Origin of the sequence: Leifsonia sp. Leaf336 (assembly GCF_001423695.1) — a bacterium.
Taxonomy (GTDB): Bacteria; Actinomycetota; Actinomycetes; order Actinomycetales; family Microbacteriaceae; genus Leifsonia.
Map to the genome: position 1 here is coordinate 327,215 of NZ_LMOZ01000002.1, position 25,170 is coordinate 352,384.

The following is a 25,170-nucleotide window of genomic DNA, read 5'->3' on the forward strand; positions in this document are numbered from 1 at the left end:
GCGGCGGGATGTCGGTGGCCCGCGCCAGGATGGTCGGGTGACGGAACGCGCGCCATCGACCACGCGAGAGCCGGCGGGGGAGCCCGTCGAGCATCGCGGCCACCTCGGGGTGGCCGGAGGCGCCGCGCTCTACGTCGCCGCCGTGCTCGGCACCGGCATCCTGGTGCTCCCGTCGCTCGCGGCCGCTGCCGCGGGGCCGGGCGCCATCCTCGCCGTCGCCGCCCTCGCGCTCATCTCGGTGCCGCTCGCGGCCACCTTCGCCGCGCTCGCCCGCCGGCATCCCGACGCGGGAGGCGTGGCGACCTTCGCCCGCCGCGCCTACGGTCCCACCTCGGCGCGCATCGTGAGCTACTGGTTCTTCTTCGGCACCCCGATCGGCGCTCCGATCGCCGCGCTGATGACCGCGCGCTACGTCGTCGCGGTGATCGGAGGCGACGCGGCGCAGACGACCCTCATCGCGATCGCGCTCATGGTGATCCCCGTCGCGGTGACCGCCTTCGGCGTGCGGTTCGCCGCCTCCGTGCAGCTCGTCCTGTCCGGCGCGCTGGTCGCGGTCCTCGTCTTCGTCCTCGCCGCCGCCGCGCCGCACGGCCGGGCCGAGAACCTCGAGCCGCTCCTCCCGCACGGCTGGGCGGGCGTCGGGCTCGCGATGAGTCTGTACATCTGGGCCTTCGCCGGCTGGGAGGCCGTTGCCGGCATCGGCGGCGAGTTCCGCAACCCGCGCCGCGACATCCCGCGCGCCACCGCTCTCGCGCTGGTCATCGTCTCGGTGGCCTACCTGGCGATCCAGACGGTCACCGTGACGGTGCTGGGCGGAGCGGCCTCCACCTCGGCGGTGCCGCTGCTCGATCTGGTCGACGCGGCGACGGGATCCGGTGGCGGAGTGGTCGTCGCGGTGATCGCGGCGATCGTCGTCACGGGTGTGTTCAACGCCTACCTCGCGGCCTTCAGCAAGCTGGGCGCCGCGATGGGCCGCGACGGCGACCTCCCGCGGTGGTTCGGCCGCGGAGCCGAGAACGGCGCGGTGGCCCGGCGCGGGCTGCTGCTCTCGGCGGTCGTGATGGCGCTGTACTCCGTGGTCGTGCTCGCCAGCGGCGACCTTCAGCCGTTCATCCTCGTCCACACCAGCATCGCCGCGGCGGTCTACGGGCTCGGCGTCGCGAGCGCGATCGTCCTGCTCCCGACCCGATCGGTCGGCTGGTGGATGGCGGTGCTGTCCTGCGTGTTCGCGGCGGGGCTGCTCGCGCTGGCCGGATGGCACCTCGTCTTCCCGGCCGGCATCGCGGTGATCGCCGTGGTGGTCGGAGCGTTCGCCCGGCGCAGAAGGCCCCGTCCCGCATAATGGGTGAACGCTCCTCACCCGGAGGAGCAGCGCGGGTGACGGCCCGCATCGCGACACCCCGGGGAGGGCGCCGTGACCCACGATTCTGCGACGCCGGAGAATGCGGCGGCCCCTGCCGGCGCCTCCGTTCCCACTTCGCCCGTACCGATCGTGCGAGCGGCCAGCATGCGCGATGTGGCGCAGCTGGCCGGCGTCTCGCACCAGACGGTCTCGCGCGTCATCAACGACCATCCCAGCATCCGCGACACGACGCGGCAGCGGGTCCTGGAGGCGATGGAGGCGCTGCACTACCGTCCCAACCCGGCAGCGCGCGCTCTCGTCACGGCCCGATCGCGCACCCTGGGCGTGCTCTCGACGACCGCGGCGGCGCTCTACGGCCCCGTGTCGAGCATCAACGCGGTGCAGAGCGCCGCCCGCGAAGCCGGGTACTACCTCGCCGTCGCGCAGCTCGCCGAGTTGAACGCCGAGGGGATCGCCGCGGCCCTGGATCACCTGCTCGCTCAGGCCGTCGAGGGCATCATCGTGATCGCCCCGCAGGAGCTGGTGGTCGAGCAGCTCTCCGGCGCGGGACTCGTCGTGCCGTACGTCACCCTGCAGGGCGGCGCCGAGTACGACGCGCGCGTGCTGACCGTCGACCAGGAGGCCGGCGCCCGGGCGGCGACCGCGCACCTGGTCGCGCTCGGCCACCGCTCGATCCACCACATCACCGGGCCGCTCGAGTGGTTCGAGTCGCAGGCCAGGGTCGCCGGCTACACGCGCGAGCTGGAGGCCGCCGGCCTGCCCGTGCCTCCCTTGCTGGAGGGCGACTGGTCGGCCGAGTCCGGCTACCGCGCCGCGCGAGACCTCCTGAGCCGCACGGACGCGACCGCGGTCTTCGCGTCGAACGACCAGATGGCCCTCGGCGTCTATCACGCGGCCCGGGAGGCCGGCCGGCGGATTCCCGACGAGCTGAGCATCGTGGGATTCGACGACATTCCGGAGGCCGCCCACTTCTGGCCGCCGCTGACGACCGTGCTGCAAGACTTCACCGAGCTCGGGCGCCGCAGCGTCGGCCGCCTGGTCGCCGAGATCGAAGGTGGCGAGGTTCCCGGCCCGGTGAGCCTCGTCCCCGAGTTGATCGTCCGGGCCTCCACGAGCCCGCGCTGACGTTCCGCGCCTGCCCCGATGTCACCCGCAGGCCATAGGCTCGAGGGATGAGCACCGACCGGGGATCGACGACGGCGGCCGGGCAGCTCTCGAAGCCGGAAGGGGTGCTCGCCCCTCGCTATCGCTGGGTGAGCATCGGCATGTGCCTGCTCGTCACCCTGGCCGCGTTCGAGGCGCTCGCCGTCACGACGATCATGCCTGCCGTCAGCCACGAGCTCGACGGCGCGGCACTGTACGCGTTCGCGTTCGCGGGCCCGCTCGCGGTCGGCGTCGTCGGGATGGTGCTCGCGGGTACCTGGTGCGACCGAGGCAATCCCCGCACGGTGCTCTTCGCGTCCGTCGTGCTGTTCGCCGCCGGCCTCACGCTCGCCGGAGCGGCTCCCACCATGCCGCTGTTCGTCACCGGGCGGCTCGTCCACGGGCTGGGCGGTGGCGCCCTGACGGTGGCGCTGTACGTGATCGTCGCGCGCGTCTATCCCGCGCGCCTCCACCCGAGCATCTTCGCGGGCTTCGCCGCGGCGTGGGTCGTGCCGTCGCTGATCGGCCCCGTCATCGCCGGTACCGTCGCGGAGACGGCGGGCTGGAGGTGGGTCTTCCTCGGTGTCGTGGCGCTGGTGTTCCCGGCGATGCTGATGGTCGTCCCCGCCATGCGCGGTGTCCACGGCCCGGACCATCGCCCTGACGGCGGCGGCCGCGAGCTCGCGCGGATCGGCCTGGCCGCGCTTGTGGCGGTGGCGGTCCTCGGACTGACGCTCGCGGCCGAGGCCCGCGGGCCGGTGCAGTGGATCGTGCCGGTGGTCGCGGCGGTGGTCGCGGTCGCAGCGTTGCGTCCGCTCCTCCCTCGCGGCGTCCTGCTCGCGCGCCGCGGACTGCCGAGCGTGATCCTGGTGCGCGCGATCGTCGCGGGCGCCTTCTTCTCCGCCGAGGTCTACGTGCCGCTGATGATGGTGTCGCAGTACGGCGCGTCCCCGGCGGTCGCCGGGCTCGCCCTGACGGCCGCCGGTCTGAGCTGGGCCGCCGCGTCGTGGGCGCAGGGACGGTTCCCCGCCATCGGCAACCGCCTCGCGGCCCGTCTCGGTGCGCTCGGGCTGACGATCGCGATCGGGTCGCTTCTGGTCACGGCGCTGACCGGTGCTTCGCCGATCGTCATCGTCGTCGGCTGGGCGTTCGCCGGGATCGGGATGGGGCTTCTGTACCCGCGGCTGGGCGTGCTCACTCTCGAGTACTCCACGCCCTCCGACCAGGGCTTCAACAGCTCGGCCCTCTCGATCGCCGACTCGACCGGCTCCGCCATCGCCCTGGCAGCGACGGCGATCGCGTTCTCGGCGCTCGGCGGCGCGGAGTCCCCTGCGGCGTTCGCGGGGGTGTTCGCCGTCAACGGGCTGCTCTGCATAGCCGCCTGGCTGTGCGGCCCGCGCATCCTGGCGCGCTGACGAGCTGACGACCCGCAGCGCGGCGGCTCAGGTGGTCGTGACCGCCGCGTCGCCCTGTCCGCGTGCGCCCGCCGTGTCCGCGGGGTCGCCCTGGTGGCGGCTGGCGAACAGGAACGGGATCCCGATCAGCTCGATCACCCCGCCGATGACCAGAGAGGCGCCGTAGCCCCAGAGGTCCGCCGCACGCCCGAGCGCCGGTTGGATGACGACCCCGCCGAGGCTCCCGAACAGCGAGTCGAACGACAGCACGGTCGCGCGCTGCTTCGACGGGATCATGTCGTTGAGGTACGCCTGCCGAACCGGACCGGCGACCGCGAAGACGAAGCCCCACACCACGAGCAGCACGACAGCGAACCAGAAGAACGCCGTCAGCCCGAGCAGCACCAGCACCACGATGCTGCACAGCGACGCGCCGATCACCGTCGACGTCCTCTTGGCGAACAGCCGCCGGAGCCGAGGAGCGAGGATTCCGCCCGCCACCTGCGCCAGCGAAAGGATGGCTGCCGCCAGCCCCGCGATCGAGTACGCCGTCGGGTCGCCGTACAGCTGGAGCAGGTACGGCTGCAGCGCATAGAACGCGTAGATGCCGACCCCGGAGGCGAACGGGGCCGAGAGGATGACGTAGCGCACGGAGCGCTTGCGCATCCCGTGCTCGATCGACTGCTGGAGGATGTTCCTGGTCGCCTTGAGCGGCCCCATCGACTTGTCGGGCGTGAAGCCGAGGTCGCGCATCGCCACGAACGCGAAGACGAACATCAGCACCAGCACGGCCGCCCGCAGCAGGAACGGCACGCCGAGGTTCGTGGCCTGGGCGATCACGCCGCCGAGCACCGACCCGACGAACATCGCGACACCCGTCACGACGAGCCCGCGGCCGAAGACCGCCTCCAGACTCCCCGTGTAGCCCGTCACGGCGAGGGCGTCGACCAGCCAGGCGTCGACGGCGCCCGAGAAGAAGGTGAAGCCGAGCCCGAGGAGCATGGAGGCGAGCGCCCACCACACGAACGGGGCGTGCCACACCCAGAGCAGCCAGTAGAGCGCGGTCGACAGTGACAGCGTGATGGTGCCGAGCAGATAGGAGGCGCGCCTCCCGATGGTGTCGGCGACCACGCCGGTGGGGATCTCGAAGATCACCATGCCTGCCGTGAAGAAGGCGTTCGCGGCGAACGCCTCGAAGTTGGTGAGCCCGGCATCCAGGAGGAACAGCGTGTTGATGCCCCAGATGAACGACGCGGCGAGGGTGTTGCCCAGCAGCAGCGTCAGGTAGACGCCCTGCACCCGCCGGGCGGAGGTGGTCATGGTGCGGACCTGCGTGTTGCCGTCATGGCGGACATCATCGTCCGGTCGCGCGCGGTGCACCAGAGGAGGCTGGTGGAGTCGGTGGCGCGAGGGAACGGTGTGGCAGGCTGAGTCGCATGGCCACCGTCGTCTTCGCTCCCGACTCGTTCAAAGGCTCGGCGACCGCGACCGAGGTGGCCGCGGCGCTCGCCGAGGGGTGGATGTCGGTGCGCGCGGACGATCGTGTCGTGCCGATGCCGATGGCCGACGGCGGCGAGGGCACGCTCGACGCGTTCGAGGCCGCCGTTCCGGGTTCCGGCCGGCGCCCGGTGAGCGTAACCGGCCCCGAGGGTGTCGACCGGGAGGCGAGCTGGCTCCTCCTGCCCGGCGGGATCGCGGTGGTGGAGCTGGCGGAGACGAGCGGGATCGGCCTGATGCCCGCCCTCGCCGTGTTCGACGCCCAGACGGCCGGATTCGGCCAGGCGATCGCCGCCGCGCTGGACGCGGGTGCGACGCGGCTGCTGCTCGCGATCGGCGGCAGTGCCTCCACAGATGGCGGTGCCGGGATGCTGAGCGCACTGGGCGCGCGGCTGCTCGATGCGACCGGTTCGGACATCGCATCCGGCAATCGGGGTCTTGCCGAGCTCGCCGTGGTCGACCTCACCGGACTGCGCCCGCTCCCGCTCGGCGGGGCGCGCATCCTGAGCGATGTGACGAACCCGCTGCTCGGGCCGGATGGCGCCGCAGCGGTGTTCGGGCCGCAGAAGGGTGCGTCCGCCGATGACGTGCCGGTGCTGGAGGCGGGTCTCGCCCGCTTCGCGTCGGCGCTGCGGGAGGCCGGGGTGGAGGTCGATCCGCGCACTCCCGGCGCGGGCGCCGCAGGCGGGACCGGTTTCGGCCTCCTCGCCTGGGGTGCCGAGCTCGCTCCCGGCGCGGCGGCGGCGGGGGAGGCGCTCGGCCTGCCGGAGGCCCTCGCGGAGGCGGACGTCGTGGTGACGGGGGAAGGCCGCTACGACTCCCAGTCGGCTGCGGGAAAGGTCCCCGAGTACGTCGCGCTCCTCGCCGCCGCGGCCGGGATCCCGGCGCTGCTGGCGGCGGGCTCGATCGCCGCCGACCCGCGCGGCTTCGCCGGCGCCGCCTCCCTCTCCGAGCTCGCGGGAGGCTCCGCCGCCGCGATCGCCGAGCCGCTGCGCTGGGCGCGCGCCGCCGGCGGCGCCCTGGCCCGACGGTTCGCGCCGCCCACCCCCTGACCGCCCGCGATTCGTGACGAATGTCGCTATTCGTGCCACGAATCACGAGATTCGTCACGAGTGTCGCGACACCTCTCTGGCAGCGGGCTCGATCCTCGTCGAGCCTCGCGGATTCGCCGGCGTCGCCTCGCTTTCGGAGCTCGCCGGAGGCCCCGTCGAAGCCTTTGCGGAAACGTTGCCCTGGGCGCGAGTCGCAGGCGTCGCTCTGGCCCGCGACTTCACGCGGTCAACCGGGTGACGCCTCTGCGCATTCGCGCCGAAGGTCACAAATGCGCAGAGGCGCGTTGGTCACGAATGTCGTGATTCGTGCCGAACCATCCTCAGTTGGCTCGTGCTTCGTCGGGCACGGAGGACTCGGCGTCCGATGTGGACTCGGCCTCCGATGTGGACTCGGCGTCCGATGTGGACTCGGCCTCCGATGTGGACTCGGCCTCCGGGGTCGACTCGGCCTCCGGGACGGACTCATCGACGCTCAGCGGTCCGTCGTCCGCAGAGAGAACCTCCAGGGTGGTCGTAACCGGTTCGAAGTCCGGGGCGGACACCGTGATGACGATGGTTCCCGTGAGGCCGGGTATGCCGACGGCCGGAATGATCAGCAGGGTGCCGATCGGCGTGACGGTGATCGGGCAGGTGGCGGCGGTTCCGTTCACCGTGACGTAGACGACCGTGGGGAGGGCCTGCCCGTCGAACGGAACGATCGTTCCCATCAGGATCAGGGACGAGTTGTTGTAAAAGCTGTCCGCGTGCGCGTCGAAAGTGAAGTTTCCGAGCTGTGCGGGTGCCGATGCGGCGTGCGCGGGCGACGTCGCTATGAGTGAGATCGCAGGCGCGCTCCAGGCTGCTACGCCGATCGCCGTTCGACGGCTGACTCGCGCAGCGCTGGGTGAGGATGCAACTGAGATCTGATTATTGCTGTTGAGCCCGGGGGGGGCATGCGTAGCGCTCCGATTCGTCTCGGTGAGTATGTGAGATGGGTTCTCGACCGCTTGTGCGGCACCGGTGCAGGGGCGGCGACGGTATCCCGGATCGGGCTCGTTGCCGTTTGGCTCTGCATCCTTCAAATTCTATATAGAGAGCTCAAACTTCGAAAAATCTATTTAAGACTTACAATTTATGTATTCCAGAATAATCACTGAAATGGAACCACATCGGAGACTTGCGGTGGGATCGTTCGCCGCCCGGATGGCACTACGGACTAAGGCACGTAGACTCGCCGCTGCTCGCGGATGATCGCCCGCGTGTCGACCGCGAGCGGGGCCGCCGACTCCACCGTCCACGTCGGGCGCGTGCCCGTGAGCGCCCACGCCGCTTGCACGGCGCCGCCGTCGGCGACGTACTCGCCGGGGGAGGGGATGACCACCGGCGCGTCGAACACCTGCGCCGCGATGGTGGCGACGGCCGGGTTCTGCGCTGCTCCGCCGATCAGCAGGATGCGCTGCTCCCTGCTGCGCTCACCGGCCAGGGCGACCCGGCGCACCGCGTCGAGGCCGTCGGCGAGGCCGCACAGCATCCCCTCGATGGCGGCGCGCGCGAAGTTGGCCGGTCGGGTCGTGGCGAGCGTGAGGCCGTGGAGGCGGGCCTTCGCATCGGGGAGGTTCGGCGTGCGCTCGCCCTCGAAGTAGGGGATCAGCACGACTCCGCCAGCGCCGGGCTCCGCCTCCAGAGCGAGAGCGGCGAGACCGTCGTGGTCCACCCCGAGCAGCCCGGCGATCGAGTCGAGCACGCGCGCGGCGTTGAGTGTGGCGATGAGCGGCAGGGAGACGCCGCTCGCGTCGGCGAAGCCCGCGACCGTGCCGCTGGCGTCGGCGACCGGCTCCGCGGTGACGGCGAACACGGTGCCGGAGGTGCCGATCGAGACGACGACGTCGCCCTCGGTCGCGCCGAGGCCGAGCGCGCCTCCCGCGTTGTCGCCGGCGCCAGGGCCGACGAGCACACCGCTCGGAGTGCGGCCCGCGGAGTCGGCGGGGCCGAGCACGCGCGGCAGGACGACCCCGTCGCCGGCCGTTCCGGCCTCTCGGCCGGGGCGGCCGAGCGCGCGCTCGAACAGTTCGAAGTCGTACGCGCCGGTGGCGGCGCTCCAGTACGCGGTTCCGCTGGCGTCGGAGCGGTCGGTGGTCAGGGCCTCCAGGTCGGGGCCGAGGGGGCTCTCGTCGGCGGGGCCGTAGCCGCGCAGGCGCCAGGTGAGCCAGTCGTGCGGCAGCGCCACGGCGGCCACGCGCGCGGCGTTGGCCGGCTCGGCGTCACGCAGCCAGCGCAGCTTGGTGGCGGTGAAGGAGGCGACGGGCACCACCCCGACGCGCTCGGCGTAGGCGTCGGCCCCCACCTCGTCGATCAGGTCGCGCGCAGCCTGGGCGCTGCGGGTGTCGTTCCAGAGCAGGGCGTCGCGGATCACGCGCCCCTCGGCGTCGAGCACGACCATGCCGTGCTGCTGGCCCGCGATCGAGATCGCGGCGACGTCATCGAGACCTCCGGCCGACTCGATCGCCTGCTGCAGGGCCGCCCACCAGGCCGCCGGGTCGACCTCGGTGCCGTCGGGATGCCCCGCGCGGCCCGAGCGCACCAGCGCGCCGGACTCGAGGTCGCGGACGACCACCTTGCAGCTCTGCGTCGACGAATCCACTCCCGCGACCAACGTCACATCCGACACGCGCGCTCCTCACCTTCCACAGTCATCAATGTCGTCACCGATCGAGGGGCACGTCGTTGTCACTTCCGAGGCGGAAAAGCGACAACGACGTGCCCCTCGACGGAGGCTGAGCAGCAGCTCAGCCGCGAGCGCCCAGCAGGTGCTCGAGGGCCAGCTGCTGCAGGCGCACGAAGCCGAAGCCCTTGCCGCCGAAGTACGCGCTCGCGTCGAAGTCCTCGTACGCGCTGCGGTCGGCCAGGAGGTCGTCGTAGCTCTCGCCGGAGCCGAGGGTCGGCTGCGACAGCTCGGTGACGCGCGAAGCCTCCAGGGCCTCCTGCACCTCGGGGTCGGCGCGGAACGCGGCCGCACGCTCCTTGAGCAGCAGGTAGGTGCGCATGTTCGCCGCGGCGGAGTCCCACACGCCCGTGATGTCTTCGGTGCGCGACGGCTTGTAGTCGAAGTGGCGCGGGCCGTCGTAGGCCTGGCCGCCGTTGGGGCCGCCGTTCTCGAGCAGGTCGACGAGGGCGAACGCGTTCTGGAGGTCGCCGTGACCGAACACGAGGTCCTGGTCGTACTTGATGCCGCGCTGGCCGTTGAGGTCGATGTGGTAAAGCTTGCCGTGGTACAGCGCCTGGGCGATGCCCGCGGCGAAGTTGAGGCCCGCCATCTGCTCGTGACCGACCTCGGGGTTGAGGCCCACCAGCTCGGGGCGCTCGAGCGAGTTGATGAAGGCGAGCGCGTGGCCCACCGTCGGCAGCAGGATGTCGCCACGGGGCTCGTTCGGCTTGGGCTCGATGGCGAAGCGGATGTCGTAGCCCTTGTCGGTGACGTAGTCGCCGAGCAGGTTGACGGCCTCGCGGTAGCGCTCCAGGGCGGCCTGGATGTTCTTGGCCGAGTCGTACTCGGCGCCCTCACGGCCGCCCCACATCACGAAGGTCTTGGCGCCGAGCTCGGCGGCCAGGTCGATGTTGCGGAGCACCTTGCGCAGCGCGAAGCGGCGCACGGCGCGGTCGTTGGAGGTGAAGCCGCCGTCCTTGAAGACGGGGGCGCTGAACAGGTTGGTGGTGACCATCGGCACGATGACGCCGGTGTCGGCGAGCACCTGCTTGAGGCGGTCGATCTGCTTCTGGCGCTCGGCGTCGGTCGAGCCGAACGCGAAGAGGTCGTCGTCGTGGAAGGTGAGGCCGTAGGCGCCGAGCTCGCTGAGCTTGGTCACCGCCTCGACCACGTCGAGCTGCGGGCGGGTCGGGCCGCCGAACGGGTCGGTGCCGTTGTAGCCGATGGTCCACAGTCCGAACGAGAACTTGTCGGCGCGGGTGGGGGTGAGGCTCATGGATGGTTCCTTCAGCGTCGTCGGTGATTTGTTGTTTCACTAAACTTATACCAGGAGTGACGCGTGCGCGCCACCGGCACCTACCGTGGCGCCGCAGTCGAGCTGCGCACCACCAGCGAGGTCGCCAGCTCCAGGCGGGTGTTCTCGACGTCCTCCGCCCGCAGGCGCAGCGCCAGCCGTGCCGCCTCCTCCGCCATCTCCTGCAGCGGTTGACGGACGGTCGTCAGCGGGGGCCGCGCCCAGAGCGCGGGAGCGACGTCGTCGAACCCCACCACCGAGACGTCGCCCGGCACGTCGAGGCCGAGCGCGAACGCGGCGTCCATGACCCCGAGGGCCTGCAGATCGTTTCCGCACACGATCGCGGTAGGTCGGTCGTCGTGGCCCAGCAGGCGCCGGGCCTCCCGCTCGCCCGACGCGCGGCTGAAGTCGCCCGCGGCCGCGATCGCCGGGTCGAGGGCGAGTCCGGCCTCCTGCAACGCCGACTGGTACCCGGCCACCCGCGCACGCGAGCACATCATGTCGGGCGGCCCGGAGATGACGGCGATCCGCGAGTGGCCGAGGCCGAGGAGGTGCCGGGTCGCCGCGACGCCGCCCGCCCAGTTCGTCGCACCGATGGCGGGGACGTCGGCGGGCGGGTCGCCAGCGGGGTCGACGACCACGACGGGGATGTTGCGTGTGCGCAGCTGCCGCCTGTGCGACGCAGTGAGGTCGGAGAACTGGAGCACGACCGCGACCGGCTTGCGGCTCAGCACGCCGGCGATCCAGTCGGCGCCGGGGCGGCTCACGTCGTCGAGCGCGCTCAGCCCGAGCACCAGTCCCGACTCGCGCGCGACCCGCTCGACGCCGCGGATGATCTCCATCGACCATTCGCTGGTCAGATCGGCGACGACGAGCTCGAGCAGGCCGCCGCGCTCCGGATCGAGCCCACGCCGGGCATAGCCCGAGTCGTGCAGCAGCTGCTCCACCCGGCCGCGGGTCTCCGCGGAGACGCCAGGACGGCCGTTGAGGACCTTCGAGACCGTCGAGAGCGAGACCGCCGCAGCGCGGGCGATGGCCTCCAGCGTGGGCCGGCCCGGTGCGTGTGCCGCCGCGGGCGGCGACGTCGGTTCCGGCATGGGGACACTGTGCCACAATGTCGGGCAGCCCGAACCCCCATCGCCCGACCCGCTCTCGAATCCATCCACGCGAGGAGACCAATGCCGCTCACCGACCTCACCCTGCCCGAACTGCTGGCCTTCCGTCCGGAGGTCGCCGAGCCGGACGACTTCGACGCCTTCTGGGCCGACACGATCGACGAGGCACGTGCGGCGGCCGAAACGGCGGGCACGCGACCGTCGCTTACCCCGGCCGCGACTCCGGTTACCCAGCTGATCATCGAGGACCTCACGTTCCCGGGGTTCGGCGGGGAGCCGGTGCGGGCGTGGGTGTCGCGGCCGCGGGACGCGGAAGGCCCCCTGCCCGCCGTCGTGCAGTACCAGGGCTACAACGGCGGCCGCGGCCTGCCGGGCGAGAACGTGCTGTGGGCGCTCGCCGGCTACGTGCACGTCTTCATGGACACCCGCGGCCAGGGCAGCGGCTGGGGCACGGGAGGCGTCACCGCCGACCCGCACGGCTCCGGCCCGGCGACGGCCGGCTTCATGACCCGCGGCATCCACGACCCGCGCGAGCATTTCTACCGCCGCGTGTTCACCGACGCGGTGCGCGCCGTCGACGCGACCCGCACCCTGCCCTTCGTCGACGCCGACCGCATCGCGGTGACCGGAGGCAGCCAGGGCGGCGGCATCGCGCTCGCCGCGGGCGCGCTCGCCGGCGTGCAGGCCGTGCTGCCCGACGTCGCCTTCCTGTGCGCGTACCGCCGCGGGGCCGAGGTCGCGGCGGACGGGCCGTTCCAGGAGCTCGCGATGTATCTGTCGGTGCACCGCGACGAGGTCGACACGGTGTTCCGCACGCTCTCGTACCTCGACGGCGTGAACTTCGCGCGCCGCATCGAGGCGCCCTCGCTGTTCTCGGTCGCGCTGATGGACACCGTCGTGCCGCCGTCGACGACGTTCGCGGCCTACAACCACCTGGCGGCCGCCGATCGAGCGATCGAGGTGTACGCGTTCAACGACCACGAGGGCGGCCAGACGGCTCACTGGCAGAAGCAGGCGGAGTGGCTGGCCGCGCGGATCTGACCTCCGGCGACGCGCACCGCTGAACGAAAACTTTCCAATAGTCGAGCGAAACTTGTTCGGCTCCCGCCCCGGCCAATAGCGTCGCAGCATCACCGACGCGAAGGGGCTGGAACGATGACGCGAGCGACGCGCGAGCTGCGGGTGGCCATGATCGGCTACGGCTTCATGGGCGCCGCGCACTCCCAGGGCTGGCGGGTCGCTCCGCGGTTCTTCGACCTGGAAGCCGAGCCGGTGATGGCGACCATCGTCGGCCGCGACGCAGACCGGGTGGAGGCCGCGCGCGAGCGCTTCGGCTGGCAGCGGAGCGAGACGGACTGGCGGCGCGTCGTCGACGACCCCGCCATCGACATCGTCGACATCTGCTCGCCGGGCTCGTCGCACGCCGAGGTGGCGATCGCCGCTCTGGAGGCGGGCAAGCACGTGCTCTGCGAGAAGCCGCTGGCCAACACGGTCGAGCAGGCGGAGGCCATGGTCGCCGCCGCGGAACGTGCGGCCTCCCGCGGCGTGCGCTCGATGGTCGGCTTCAGCTACCGCCGCGTGCCCGCGATCGGGTTCGCGCGGCAGCTCGTGCAGGCCGGCAGGCTCGGCGTCATCCGCCAGGTGCGCGCCCAGTACCTCCAGGACTGGCTGAGCGACGAGAACGGCCCGATGACGTGGCGGCTCGACAAGACGGCCGCCGGATCCGGGTCGCTGGGCGACATCGGCGCGCACGCGATCGACCTGGTCGAGCACCTCACGGGCGCGCAGTTGTCCGCCGTCTCCGGGACGCTGGCGACGTTCGTGGAGGAGCGCCCGCTCCTCGGCGAGACCGTCGGCCTCTCCGGCACCGCGTCGGAGGAGCGCGGACGCGTCACCGTCGACGACGCGGCCTGGTTCACGGCCAAGCTCGCGGGAGGCGCGGCGGACGGCGCGATCGGCGCCTTCGAGGCCACCCGGTACGCGACCGGCCGCAAGAACGCGCTGCGCATCGAGCTGTCCGGATCGCTGGGGGCGATCGCCTTCGACCTGGAGTCGATGAACGAGCTCGAGTTCTACGACGCGACGGCCCCGGCGGGGGAGCAGGGCTTCACCCGGATCATCGCGACCGAGCCCGAGCATCCCTACATGGCGAACTGGTGGCCGACCGGTCACGCGATCGGCTACGAGCACGCCTTCAGCCACGAGGTGGTCGACTTCGTCACCGCCATCACCGCGGGCGCCGACCCCGAGCCGTCGTTCGCCGACGGCCTCCACATCCAGCGCGTCCTCGCCGCGGTCGAGCGCAGTGCCGCCGACGGCAGTGCCTGGACGCCCACCCACTGACCATCGAACGTCCCGGAAGGAATCATGACCAGAAACGCGCTCGTCGTCCGCGGCGGGTGGGACGGGCACATGCCCGTCGAGACCACCGACAGCTTCATCCCGTTCCTGGAGGCGAACGATTTCCGCGTGCGCGTCGAGGAGGGCTCCGCGATCTACACCGACGATGCGTATCTCGCGACGGTCGATCTCATCGTGCAGGTCAACACCATGAGCAGCATCACCGGCGAGGAGTTCGCCGGGCTGCAGCGGGCCGTCCTGAACGGCACGGGGATGGGCGGCTGGCACGGCGGCATCGCCGACTCGTACCGTGACAACGCCGACTACCTGCACATGATCGGCGGCCAGTTCGCGCACCACGCGGGCAAGCACCCGGACGAGCGCACGGGCGGCCAGGAGGACAACTACATCCCCTACACCGTGCACATCACCGAGTACGGCAAGACCCACCCGATCACGCAGGGCATCGACGACTTCGACCTCGTCACCGAGCAGTACTGGGTGCTCTCGGACGAGTACAACGACGTCCTGGCGACGACCACGCAGGAGGCGCGCCCGTGGGACGCCTGGAACCGGCCCGTGACCTCCCCGGCGATCTGGACCCGCCAGTGGGGCGAGGGCCGGATCTTCGTCTCGGCGCCCGGACACCGGCTGGAGATCGTGCAGAGCCAGCCGGTCCGCACCATCATCGAGAGGGGGCTGCTGTGGGCGGCACGCTGAACGTCGGAGTGGTCGGGGTCGGGAACATCAGCCGGCAGTACTTCGAGAGCCTCCCCGCGCTGCCCAACCTCCGGCTGCGCGCCGTCGCCGACCTCGACGTCGAGCGCGCCGCGGCCGTGGCGGGCGAGCAGAACGCGGAGGCTCTGACGGTCGACGCCCTGCTCGCGCATCCCGACGTGGATGTCGTGCTGAACCTCACCATCCCGCAGGCGCACGCCGAGATCGCGCTGGCGGCGCTCGACGCGGGCAAGCACGTCTACGGCGAGAAGCCGCTCGCGCTCGGCATGGCCGAGGCGACGCCCGTGCTGGAGCGCGCGACCGCGCTGGGCCTGCGGGTCGGCAGCGCTCCCGACACCGTGCTGGGCACGGGCATCCAGACCGCGCGCGCGGCACTCGACGACGGGGCGATCGGCGTGCCGCTGGGGGCCGCGGTCTCGTGGACCGCTCCCGGGCACGAGCTCTGGCATCCCGCGCCGGCGTTCTACTACCAGCCGGGCGGCGGCCCGCTGTTCGACATGGGGCCGTACTACCTGACCGCGCTGGTGACCTTCTTCGGCCCGGTCGTGCGGGTGTCGGGGGCGACCTCGCGCTCCGCACGGGAGCGCACCGTCGCGACCGGCCCGCAGGCGGGCACGCGCATCCCGGTGGAGGTCGACACGCACGTGACGGCGATCCTCGAGCACGCTTCCGGGGTGATCTCGACGGTGACCGTGTCGTTCGACGTGTGGGCCACGCGCATCCCGCTGTTCGAGGTGTACGGCACCGAGGGCACGCTGTCGGTGCCCGACCCGAACGGCTTCTCCGGCACCGCGGCGATCGCGACGTCGGGCGACCGCGAGTTCCGCGACCTGCCCGTGGCCGCCGGCTACACCGAGGCCGGGCGCGGCTTCGGCCTGGCCGACCTCGCCCGCGCGATCGAGACCGGCCGGCCGCACCGGGCGTCGGGCGCGCTCGCCTTCCACGTGCTCGAGATCATGGAGGCCGTGCTCGCCGCCGGCGCACGCCACGAGGTGATCACGCTGACCTCCACGGTCGATCGGCCCGACGCCGTGCCACTGGGGGCGCGGCCCGAGAGCTGGTGACCCGACCGGCGGGGTTATTGTCATCACATGAGCGCCACCGACCTGAGCACCGTGCGCCCGGCGAGCGGCGGCGCCACCGATGCGCTGCGCCGCAGCAACCTGGCGACCGTGCTCGGCCTGGTGCATCGTGAGGGCGCGCTGTCGCGCAGCGAGCTCACCCACCGCACCGGCCTGAACCGCTCGACGGTCGGCGACCTGGTGGCGGAGCTGTCGGCTCTCGGCCTCGTGGAGGTCGACGAGACGCCGGTCGCTGGAGGCCGCGGGCGGCCGAGTCCTGTCGTGCGCGTGACCGACACGATCGCGGCCATCGCGGTCAACCCCGAGGTCGACGCCGTGATCGTCGGGCTGGTCGGGCTGGGCGGCCGGGTGCTCAAGCGGGTGCGCATCGAGACGCCGTCCGCGCGCTCGGTGGCGCAGACCGTCACCCTCGCCTCCGCCGGGATCGCCGGCATGCTCGCCGGCGAGACGGGCATCCGGATCGCCGGACTCGGCGTGGCGGTGCCCGGTCAGGTGCGGCTCTCCGACGGCATGGTCCGCGAGGCCACGCACTTCGGCTGGGTGGACGAGCCGCTGGCCGAGCTGCTCGAGGAGGCCACCGGTCATCGGGTCTGGGCGGCGAACGCGGCGGTGCTGGGCTTGCGCGCCGAGAGCGCGTTCGGCGCGGGCCGCGGCGTCGACGACCTGGTCTACATGATCGGCGGCGCGAGCGGCATCGGCGGCGGCGGCATCAGCGGAGGGCGCCTGCTGACGGGCGCCGCAGGCTATGCGGGGGAGTTCGGCCACACCTTCGTTCACTCGGAGGGCCGGCAGTGCTCGTGCGGGTCGCGCGGCTGCCTGGAGGCCGAGGTGACGCAGGCCGAGCTGCTCGCCGCGGTCGGGCTGGCCTCGGCGGAGGCGGCCTCCCTCGCCGACCGGCTGGCCTCCACGGACGACCCTGCGGCGCGCGCCGAGGTCGCGCGCGCCTACTCCTACGTGCGCATCGCCGTGCGCAATGCGGTCAACGTGTTCAACCCGTCCGTTGTGGTGCTCGGCGGGTTCCTCGCCGCGCTCTACCGGGGCGCGACGGCGCACGGAGCGCCCGACCTCCTCGGGGAGGTCGTGCACTCGTCGCGCGAGGGCGTGACCGTCGTGGAGGCGCAGCTCGGCACCGATCAGCTGCTCATCGGCGCCGCCGAACTGGTCTTCGCCGAACTCATCGCCGATCCGGCGCGCGCGCTCGCGGCCTAGTCTTCCGCTGCCGAGAACCGACCTGTGGTCGGTATTGTTGTGCACGCGAACTAATCGTCTCGACTCGATAACTGGGCGTTCGCGTCGAGAAATTCGACTTGCATTTCCTCCAGCGGCCGCTTATGTTGTGTTCGTCAACAAAATGCATCGGAGTGGCTGCGGGGCCTGCAGACGCGCGTCCACTCCTACTACAAGGAGGTAATCGATGCGCAAGAAGCACCTCGCCATCGGCGCGATTCTCGCCGCCGGTGCACTGCTGCTCGCCGGCTGCTCCAGCTCGTCCGGCTCCGATTCCGCGAGCACCGACGGAAAGGGCAAGACGCTCACCCTCTGGCACTACGAGGGCGAGGACTCTGCCATGGGCAAGGCCTGGGATCAGGCCATCAAGGACTTCGAGAAGGAGACCGGCGCCAAGGTCGACTTCCAGGCCAAGAGCTTCGAGCAGATCCGCTCGACGGCCTCCCAGGTCCTGAACTCGAACCAGGCCCCGGACATCCTCGAGTACAACAAAGGCAACGCGACCGCAGGCCTCCTGGCCAGCCAGGGCCTGCTGAGCAACCTCGACGACGCCGTGAAAAAGTACGGCTGGGACAAGAAGCTCGCCAAGAGCCTCCAGACCACGGCCAAGTACGACGACAAGGGCATCATGGGCTCCGGCTCGTGGTACGGCGTCCCGAACTACGGCGAGTACGTCGAGGTCTACTACAACAAGGACATGTTCGCGAAGTACGGCATCGAGGTGCCGAAGACGCAGGACGAGTTCGTCGCGGCTCTGCAGAAGTTCAAGGACGCCGGCATCACCCCGCTCGCCGAGTCGGCCGCGGAGTACCCGCTCGGCCAGCTCTGGTACCAGCTCGCGCTGACCAAGGCCGACCGTTCGTTCGTGGACGACTACCAGCTCTACAAGGGCAAGGTGAACTGGCAGGGCACCGAGCTCAGCTCCGCCACCAAGACCGTCGACGACTGGGTGAACAAGGGCTACATCTCCAAGGACGCCTCGGGCCTCAAGGCCGAGGACGCCGGCACCGCCTTCATCGCCGGCAAGTACCCGATCTTCTTCTCGGGCAGCTGGTGGTACGGCCGCTTCGTCAACGAGATCAAGAACTACCAGTGGGGCACCTTCCTGTTCCCCGGCGCGAAGATGTCGCCCGGTTCGGCCGGCAACATGTGGGTCGTGCCGGAGAACGCCAAGAACAAGGCGCTCGCCGAGAAGTTCATCGACATCACGATGAGCCCGAAGATCCAGGCGATCCTCGGTAACAACGGCGGCATCCCTGTCGCCGCGAAGCTCAGCGACATCACCGACGCCAAGTCGAAGGAGCTGATCGCCAACTTCAACACCCTCACCGGTGAGGACGGCATCGCCTTCTACCCCGACTGGCCCACGCCGACCTTCTACGACCAGCTGAACGCCGGCCTGCAGGAGCTCATCACGGGCACGAAGTCGCCCGCGGACGTCAACAAGGAGCTCGGCTCCGAGTACCAGTCCGGCGTCGACGACATCGTCAACCAGTAACCGTCCTCCCGTCCCGGCCGCCGAGCACGTGCCCGGCGGCCGGGCCGGGGGACAGGCAAGGAGAACAGACATGAGCGTCAGCGTTGCGGCGCCGAAGGCGCGCAAGCGCAGCGAAGCGCTGCTGCCGGACAGCGGCCGCGGGTCGTTCTGGTGGTACCTGCTGCCGGGGTTCGTCCTGCTCGCGGTGATCGTGCTGATCCCGCTGGTGTGGAACATCTACCTCAGCTTCACCAGCTACCGCGGCATCCGGCCGCCCAAGTTCATCGGCGTGACCAACTGGGTGCGCCTGTTCGGCGACGAGAAGTTCTGGACGTCGTTCGGCAACTCCATCGCCATGATCGTCGCGATGGTCATCATCCCGACGCTCGTCGGCCTGGTGCTGGCGGCGATGCTGTTCGACCTCGTCGGCAAGAAGTTCGGCGGCAAGCTCGCGAGCTTCCTGCGCGCCACCTACTACCTGCCGCAGATCCTCCCGGCGGTCATCGCGGCCATCGTGATCGGCTGGATCCTGCGGCCGGACAACGGCGCGCTGAACACGATGCTCGCCGCGGTCGGCCTCGGCGACCTCCAGCACAACTGGCTCGGCAGCCCGGACACCGCGCTCGCGTCGATCATGGCGGTGATGGTCTGGGTGCAGATCGGCTACCCGGTGGTCATCTTCATGGCCGCCCTCCAGCGCGTCGACCCGGAGCTCTACGAGGCGGCGGAGCTCGACGGGGCCAACTGGTTCCAGCGGTTCCGCTCGATCACGGTCTCGATCATCCGGCCCGAGATCTTCGTCGTCACCCTCACCTGCACGATCGCGGCCCTCAAGGTCTTCGGCCCGGTCTACACCCTGACGCGTGGAGGCCCTGGCACGGCGACGATGGTGCCGAGCTACTACTCGTACAGCGAGTTCTTCCAGAGCCAGCAGGTGGGCTACGGAGCCACGATCGCGACGGCGCTCACCGTCGTCATCGTCGCGGTCTCCATCCTCTTCATCGTCGCCCAGAACCGGGCCGAGCGCAGGGAGAACGAGCGCTGATGTCCACCACGATCACGCGCGACGCGACGACCGGCACGGCGCCGGCCTCCGCCCCGCGCACGCTGAAGCGGCAGAAGCCGAAGAAGACCGCGAGCGACTGGATCATCCTGGTCGTCGCCGCCGTCATCGGCGTCGCGATCGCCTTCCCGTTCCTGCTGATCCTGCTCAACTCGTTCAAGAGCCCTGCGGACTACAACACCAGCGGGCCCCTCCAGCTGCCGACGCACCTCTACACCGACGGACTCGTGAACTTCTGGAACCGGGTGAACTTCCCGCAGAAGCTCTGGAACTCGATCTTCATCTCGGGTGTCGTGTCGATCCTCGCCGTCGTCATCTCGGTGCTGAACGCGTATGCGATCGGGATCGGCCGGGTGAAGGCCCGCACCTGGATCATCGTGCTGTTCCTGCTGGCGAACATGCTGCCGCAGGAGGCCCTGCTCTACCCGCTGTACTTCATGTTCAAGCAGGTGGGCCTCTACGACAACGTGTGGAGCGTCATCATCATCTTCACCGTCATCCAGAGCGCGTTCGGCACCTACCTGCTGTCGAGCGTCTACGGCACCTTCCCCAAGGAGGTGCTGGAGGCCGCCTCGCTCGACGGCGCCGGACGCTGGCGCATCCTGTGGCGGGTCGTCGTTCCGATCTCGCGGCCGACGCTGAGCGTGCTGCTCATCTTCTTCTTCATCTGGACGTGGAACGAGTTCCTCATCCCGCTGACGTTCCTGGTCTCGAACGACAACCAGACCGTGCCCGTCGCCATCAGCGTGCTGCAGGGCGACCGGCTCATGGATGTCACCACGACCTCCGCGTCGGCGCTGCTGGGCCTCATCCCCACGCTCATCTTCTTCCTCATCTTCCAGCGCACCCTCACGCGCGGCATCACAGCAGGAGCTGTCAAGTAAATGAAGTTCACCGATGGTTTCTGGCAGCTCCGCGACGGCGTCACGCCGGTCTACGCCCAGGAGGCGTACGACCTGTGCGCCGGCGACGGGGAGGTCACGATCACCGCGCCAGGCAAGGTCATCGAGCGCCGCGGCGACACCCTCAACCGGCCGACCCTCACGGTCACCCTCAGCTCGCCGCTGCGCGACGTGATCGGCGTGCGCGTCGACCACTGGCAGGGCGGGCGCGACGAGCGCGGCTTCGCGCTGGCCTCCGAGGAGGGGCATGTCACGGTCACGGCCGACGACGCGTCGGCGACGCTGCGCGCCGGCTCCCTCGCCGCGACCGTCACACGCGGCGCCCCGTGGTCGCTCGCCTTCACGGCGGGTGAGCCGGGGGAGGAGCGCGTACTGACCTCCAGCGGGCACAAGTCGCTCGGCTACATGACGGTGGAGGGCGAGGGCGCGTTCGTGCACGAGCAGCTGGCGCTCGGCGTCGGCGAGCTGGTCTACGGGCTCGGTGAGCGCTTCGGCCCGCTGGTGAAGAACGGTCAGACCGTCGACATCTGGAACGCCGACGGCGGGACCTCCAGCGAGCAGGCCTACAAGAACATCCCGTTCTATCTGACCAACCGCGGCTACGGCGTCTTCGTGAACCACCCGGGCCACGTCTCGTACGAGATCGGCTCGGAGTCGGTGGAGCGCGTGCAGTTCTCGGTCTCGGGCGAGAGCCTCGAGTACTTCGTCATCTACGGGCCGACGCCCGCGCAGATCCTGGAGCGCTACACGGCGCTGACCGGCCGGCCGGCCTCGGTGCCCGCGTGGTCGTACGGCCTGTGGCTCAGCACGAGCTTCACGACCTCCTACGACGAGGCGACCGTGACCTCCTTCATCGACGGGATGGCCGAGCGCGACCTGCCGCTGTCGGTGTTCCACTTCGACTGCTTCTGGATGCGCGAGTTCAACTGGTGCGACTTCGAGTGGGACCCGCGCACCTTCCCGGACCCGGACGGGATGCTGGCGCGCCTGCACGACAAGGACCTCCGGGTCTGCGTGTGGATCAACCCGTACATCGGCCAGCGCTCCCCGCTGTTCGCGGAGGCCGCGGAGGGAGGGTACCTCGTGAAGCGGCCGAACGGCGACGTCTGGCAGTGGGACCTCTGGCAGGCCGGCATGGGACTCGTGGACTTCACGAACCCGGAGGCCACTCGCTGGTACCAGGACAAGCTGCGCGCGCTCGTCGCGCAGGGCGTCGACTGCTTCAAGACCGACTTCGGCGAGCGGATCCCGACCGAGGTGGAGTACTTCGACGGCTCCAGCCCCGAACGGATGCACAACTTCTACACGCAGCTCTACAACCAGGCCGTCTTCGAGGTGCTCGCCGAGTCGCGGGGTGGGGGCGACGCCGTGCTGTTCGCCCGGTCGGCGACCGCCGGCGGCCAGACGATGCCCGTGCACTGGGGAGGCGACAACACCTCCAGCTACGAGTCGATGGCCGAGACGCTGCGCGGCGGCCTGTCGCTGGCGCTCAGCGGCTTCGGGTTCTGGAGCCACGACATCGGCGGATTCGAAGGCACCCCCGACCCCGGCGTGTTCAAGCGCTGGACCGCGTTCGGGCTGCTGTCGAGCCACTCGCGCCTGCACGGCAGCGACTCGGTGCGCGTGCCGTGGGCCTTCGACGAGGAGGCCGTGCACGTCACCCGCATCTTCACGAAGCTCAAGCTGCGGCTCATGCCGTACCTGTTCGCCGCCGGGCGGGAGGCGCACGCCACCGGCACGCCGGTGATGCGGCCCATGCAGCTCGAGTTCCCGGGCGACCCGGCCGTCGACTACCTCGACCGCCAGTACCTGCTCGGGTCCGACGTGCTGGTGGCGCCGGTGTTCTCACCGGCCGACGTGACGTTCTACCTGCCGTCCGGCACCTGGACGCGACTGCCGCTCGACCTCGCCGCGCTCCTCGCAGGCGGCGCGACCGTCGAGACCGTGGAGGGCGGACGCTGGTTGCACGAGACGCACGGCTTCGACAGCCTCCCGCTGTTCGTGCGCGAGGGCGCCGTGCTGCCGGTCGGCGCGCGTGACGACCGGCCCGACTACGACTACCGCGACGGGCTGACGCTCGCGGCGTTCGCCGGCGCCGACGGCGCCCGCACGGTGAGTGTGACCACGCCCGACGGCGCGGTCGCCGAGTACACGGTGACGCGCGAGGGATCGACCCTCACGGCCTCCGGACCGGACGGAACGGACTTCATGCTGCTCGACGTCGCGACCGGCCGCTCCACGGCATCGACCGGAGGGCGTGCCGAGCTGTAATACAGTAACCGGGACCATGAACGGCAGGACGACGGGGACGAACCTCGACACGGTGCGACGGCACAACCTCGCCACCGTGCTCGGGATGGTGCACCGCGGCGGCCCCGTCGCGCGCTCGGCGCTCACCCAGGCGACCGGCCTCAACCGGTCGACGATCGGTGCTCTGGTGGCCGAGCTGGTCGAGCAGGGGCTCGTGCTGGAGCGCGAGCCGGAGACCAGCAACCGGGTGGGGCGGCCGTCGCCGGTGGTCGCCGCCGACGGGCGGGTCGTCGCGCTCGCGGTGAACCCCGAGATCGATGCGGTCACCGTCGGGGTGGTCGGTCTCGACGCGCGCGTGCACCGCCGGGTGCGGTATCCCACCGGGCACGTGCCCACCGCGCAGGAGGCCGCCGCGATCGCCTCCGCGGTGATCGACGGCCTCCGGCCCGACCTGGCGTCGGCCTCCCGGGTCGTCGGCATCGGCGTGGCGGTGCCCGGGCTCGTGCGGGAGGACGACGGCGTGGTGCGCCTCGCCCCGCATCTGGAATGGGCCGAAGAGCCGTTCGCCGCGGAGCTCGCGGCGGCCACCGGCTACCCGGTTCTCGCGGCGAACGACGCGCACCTCGGCGCGAACGCCGAACGGCTGTTCGGCGCGGGCCAGAGCGCCGCCGACCTCGTCTACCTGAACGGTGGAGCCTCCGGTATCGGCGCCGGCGTGATCGTGGGAGGAGCGCCGCTGACCGGGATCAGCGGGTACGCAGGCGAGCTCGGCCACACCCTGGTGAACTCCAGCGGCGTGCGCTGCCACTGCGGCGCGATCGGCTGCCTGGAGACCGAGGTGAGCCAGCGGGCACTGCTGCGCGTGCTCGGGCTCGCGTCGGCCGACCCCGACGAGCTCGCGCGGGCCCTGCGCGGGGCGGTGGAGGCCGGCAACGCCGACGTGATCGCGGAGGTCGACCGGCAGCGGGGGTTCCTGGCGACGGCGCTACGCAACGCCACCAACGTCTTCGACCCCGAGCGGATCGTTCTCGGAGGCTTCCTGGGCGCGCTGCACGAGCTCGCGCCCGAGCGCCTCCCGGAGCTCGTGGCGGCCCAGGCGCTCGCCGCCTCCGCCGAGACCCTCACGATCACGCGCGCGGCCCTCGGCAGCGACATCCTCCTCATCGGCGCCGCCGAGCTCGCGTTCACCCCGCTGCTCGCGTCGCCCTCCGCGCCGTAGCGCCTTAGCACCTAGCGCCGTCGTTGCCTGCGGTCGGGGCTCAGAGGGAGGCGGGGGCGTCTCCGAAGTCGGGGATGGTGAGACGGGTTCCGCCCTGGAGGGCGCTCTCGTGCGCCACGATCCCGGGGAGGGTGTAGCGGGCCGCCTGCCAGGCGTTGACCGGCGGGAGGGTGCGCTCGTTCACCGCGCGCACGAAGTCGTCGGCGAGGAAGTGATGGCTGCCCTCGTGGCCGTTGCTCGCGTGGTCGAACTCGCGCGGCAGGCGCGTGCGATCGTGGATGGGCGCGCTGCCCGACGTGAAGGCGTCGCGCAGAGCGGGCGAGACGTGGGCGAGCGACGGGTCGTCCGGTGAGAGCGTCGGCTTCGGCTGCAGGAGGTCGGTGATGTCGGTCACGCCCTCCTTGTCGGTGCGGTGCGACACGGTCGCCAGCTGCTCGAAGCTGCCCTCGGTGCCGAAGAACCGGAACCGCGACTCCCGGATGTGCGACGGGTAGCCCACCCGGCGGAACTCGTTCGTGCGGAACGATCCGCCGCCCGCCACCTCGAACAGGGCGGTCGCGTTCGAGAAGTCGTTGCCGAACATGCTCACTTCGCGGTCGAAGACGCCGTCGCCCCGGTCGTCGGTGACGCCGATCGCCGAGACGCTCACGGCGTGCGTGCGCCAGGCGCCGAGGATGCCGCCGATCGAGTGCGTCGGGTAGAGCAGGGGAGGGTAGCTCGCGGTCGACTTCCACTGCTCGCCGCCGGAGTACCGGTAGGCGTCGTAGAAGCCGAGGTCCATGTCGTGCACGTAGTCGCCTTCGGCGTAGAACACCCGGCCGAACGCGCCCTCTTCGATCTGCGACCGCGCGTAGACGGTCGCGGGGTTGTAGTGGCTCGTCTCGCCCATCATGTAGGTGAGCCCGGTGCGGCGGACGGCGTCGATGATCGCAGCGATCTCGTCGGCGCTGATCGCCATCGGCACGGCGGAGTAGACGTGCTTGCCGGCCTCCAGCGCCCGGACGACCAGCGGGCCGTGCGTCCAGCGCTGCGTGAAGATCGCGACGGCGTCGACGCGCGGATCGTCGAGGGCGGCCTCGAACGACGCGATCGTGCCGTCCAGTCCGTATTCGGCGTCGAGCCGTTCCGCACGCTCCGGCAGCAGGTCGGTGGCGTACACCGCGCTCACGCCGGGATGCAGCGCGAACAGCTTGGCGAACTGCCCGGCGAACTGGCCCGCGCCGATCATGGCGATGGAGAAGGTCATGTCACTCGCTTTCCGCGCTCACGGACGCCCCGCGAAAACGGGGCAATGTGCACGTTCACATTAACACCCGAAATCCGATAGCATG

At 70.9% G+C, this 25,170-nt stretch carries 20 protein-coding genes; 14 read left to right on the top strand and 6 right to left on the bottom strand.

What is annotated here, in order from left to right; translation table 11 throughout:
* Positions 1-37: 37 nt before the first annotated feature.
* The 3 genes from ASF88_RS10500 (at position 38) to ASF88_RS10510 (ending at position 3,921) form a co-directional block, all read left to right on the top strand.
* On the top strand, positions 38-1,342 hold the full coding sequence (locus ASF88_RS10500) for an APC family permease (protein ID WP_055917755.1): 1,305 nt from the start codon (positions 38-40) through the stop codon (positions 1,340-1,342).
* A gap of 165 nt (positions 1,343-1,507) precedes the next feature.
* Positions 1,508-2,488, top strand: coding sequence for a LacI family DNA-binding transcriptional regulator (locus tag ASF88_RS10505; RefSeq protein ID WP_055917757.1), 981 nt, complete (start codon positions 1,508-1,510; stop codon positions 2,486-2,488).
* A 47-nt stretch (positions 2,489-2,535) separates the two neighbouring features.
* Entirely contained in the window at positions 2,536-3,921 is a 1,386-nt protein-coding gene (locus ASF88_RS10510) for an MFS transporter (protein WP_055917760.1), read from the top strand.
* 27 nt (positions 3,922-3,948) lie between these two features.
* Here the strand turns inward: ASF88_RS10510 and ASF88_RS10515 are convergent, their stop codons facing one another.
* Positions 3,949-5,220, bottom strand: a complete 1,272-nt coding sequence (locus tag ASF88_RS10515; RefSeq protein ID WP_055917763.1) for an MFS transporter — start codon at positions 5,218-5,220, stop codon at positions 3,949-3,951.
* A 116-nt stretch (positions 5,221-5,336) separates the two neighbouring features.
* On the opposite strand from ASF88_RS10515, the gene ASF88_RS10520 reads away from it, so the two are divergent.
* A complete protein-coding gene (locus ASF88_RS10520; RefSeq protein WP_055917766.1) occupies positions 5,337-6,449 on the top strand; it encodes a glycerate kinase in 1,113 nt (370 codons plus the stop codon).
* A 320-nt stretch (positions 6,450-6,769) separates the two neighbouring features.
* On the opposite strand, the gene ASF88_RS20945 is transcribed toward ASF88_RS10520, so the two are convergent.
* The 4 genes from ASF88_RS20945 to ASF88_RS10540 form a co-directional block, all read right to left on the bottom strand.
* Entirely contained in the window at positions 6,770-7,156 is a 387-nt protein-coding gene (locus ASF88_RS20945) for a hypothetical protein (protein WP_055917769.1), read from the bottom strand.
* A 488-nt stretch (positions 7,157-7,644) separates the two neighbouring features.
* Entirely contained in the window at positions 7,645-9,087 is a 1,443-nt protein-coding gene (locus tag ASF88_RS10530; RefSeq protein ID WP_055920285.1) for a xylulokinase, read from the bottom strand.
* A gap of 127 nt (positions 9,088-9,214) precedes the next feature.
* Positions 9,215-10,408, bottom strand: a complete 1,194-nt coding sequence (gene xylA / locus ASF88_RS10535; protein WP_055917772.1) for a xylose isomerase — start codon at positions 10,406-10,408, stop codon at positions 9,215-9,217.
* Positions 10,409-10,488: 80 nt separating this feature from the next.
* On the bottom strand, positions 10,489-11,523 hold the full coding sequence (locus tag ASF88_RS10540; protein WP_082518899.1) for a LacI family DNA-binding transcriptional regulator: 1,035 nt from the start codon (positions 11,521-11,523) through the stop codon (positions 10,489-10,491).
* 81 nt (positions 11,524-11,604) lie between these two features.
* Here ASF88_RS10540 and ASF88_RS10545 point away from each other — a divergent pair, with 81 nt between their 5' ends.
* The 10 genes from ASF88_RS10545 to ASF88_RS10590 all read left to right on the top strand — a co-directional run bounded on the left by ASF88_RS10545 (position 11,605) and on the right by ASF88_RS10590 (position 23,839).
* Positions 11,605-12,582 carry an acetylxylan esterase gene (locus ASF88_RS10545; protein ID WP_055917775.1) on the top strand — a complete coding sequence of 326 codons (978 nt, stop codon included), beginning with the start codon at positions 11,605-11,607 and terminating at the stop codon, positions 12,580-12,582.
* A gap of 114 nt (positions 12,583-12,696) precedes the next feature.
* Complete coding sequence (locus ASF88_RS10550) at positions 12,697-13,884, top strand: Gfo/Idh/MocA family protein (protein WP_055917779.1); 1,188 nt, start codon at positions 12,697-12,699, stop codon at positions 13,882-13,884.
* A gap of 24 nt (positions 13,885-13,908) precedes the next feature.
* A complete protein-coding gene (locus tag ASF88_RS10555) occupies positions 13,909-14,601 on the top strand; it encodes a ThuA domain-containing protein (RefSeq protein ID WP_055917782.1) in 693 nt (230 codons plus the stop codon).
* The gene (locus tag ASF88_RS10560; protein WP_055917785.1) at positions 14,586-15,683 is read left to right on the top strand and encodes a Gfo/Idh/MocA family protein; all 1,098 of its coding nucleotides are present in this window, start codon (positions 14,586-14,588) and stop codon (positions 15,681-15,683) included. Before ASF88_RS10555 ends, ASF88_RS10560 begins: the two co-directional genes overlap by 16 nt.
* Positions 15,684-15,710: 27 nt before the next feature.
* Entirely contained in the window at positions 15,711-16,910 is a 1,200-nt protein-coding gene (locus tag ASF88_RS10565; protein WP_055917788.1) for an ROK family transcriptional regulator, read from the top strand.
* Between the two features lie 205 nt (positions 16,911-17,115).
* Positions 17,116-18,426, top strand: coding sequence for an ABC transporter substrate-binding protein (locus ASF88_RS10570; RefSeq protein ID WP_055917791.1), 1,311 nt, complete (start codon positions 17,116-17,118; stop codon positions 18,424-18,426).
* Positions 18,427-18,496: 70 nt separating this feature from the next.
* A complete protein-coding gene (locus ASF88_RS10575) occupies positions 18,497-19,450 on the top strand; it encodes a carbohydrate ABC transporter permease (RefSeq protein WP_055917794.1) in 954 nt (317 codons plus the stop codon).
* Positions 19,450-20,352 carry a carbohydrate ABC transporter permease gene (locus tag ASF88_RS10580; protein WP_055917797.1) on the top strand — a complete coding sequence of 301 codons (903 nt, stop codon included), beginning with the start codon at positions 19,450-19,452 and terminating at the stop codon, positions 20,350-20,352. The genes ASF88_RS10575 and ASF88_RS10580 overlap by 1 nt, the downstream gene beginning before the upstream one ends.
* Positions 20,353-22,641 carry an alpha-xylosidase gene (yicI, locus tag ASF88_RS10585; protein ID WP_055917800.1) on the top strand — a complete coding sequence of 763 codons (2,289 nt, stop codon included), beginning with the start codon at positions 20,353-20,355 and terminating at the stop codon, positions 22,639-22,641.
* 16 nt (positions 22,642-22,657) lie between these two features.
* Positions 22,658-23,839, top strand: coding sequence for an ROK family transcriptional regulator (locus tag ASF88_RS10590; protein WP_055917802.1), 1,182 nt, complete (start codon positions 22,658-22,660; stop codon positions 23,837-23,839).
* A gap of 40 nt (positions 23,840-23,879) precedes the next feature.
* Here ASF88_RS10590 and ASF88_RS10595 read toward each other — a convergent pair whose 3' ends face one another.
* A complete protein-coding gene (locus ASF88_RS10595; RefSeq protein ID WP_055917805.1) occupies positions 23,880-25,085 on the bottom strand; it encodes a Gfo/Idh/MocA family protein in 1,206 nt (401 codons plus the stop codon).
* Positions 25,086-25,170 lie beyond the last annotated feature (85 nt).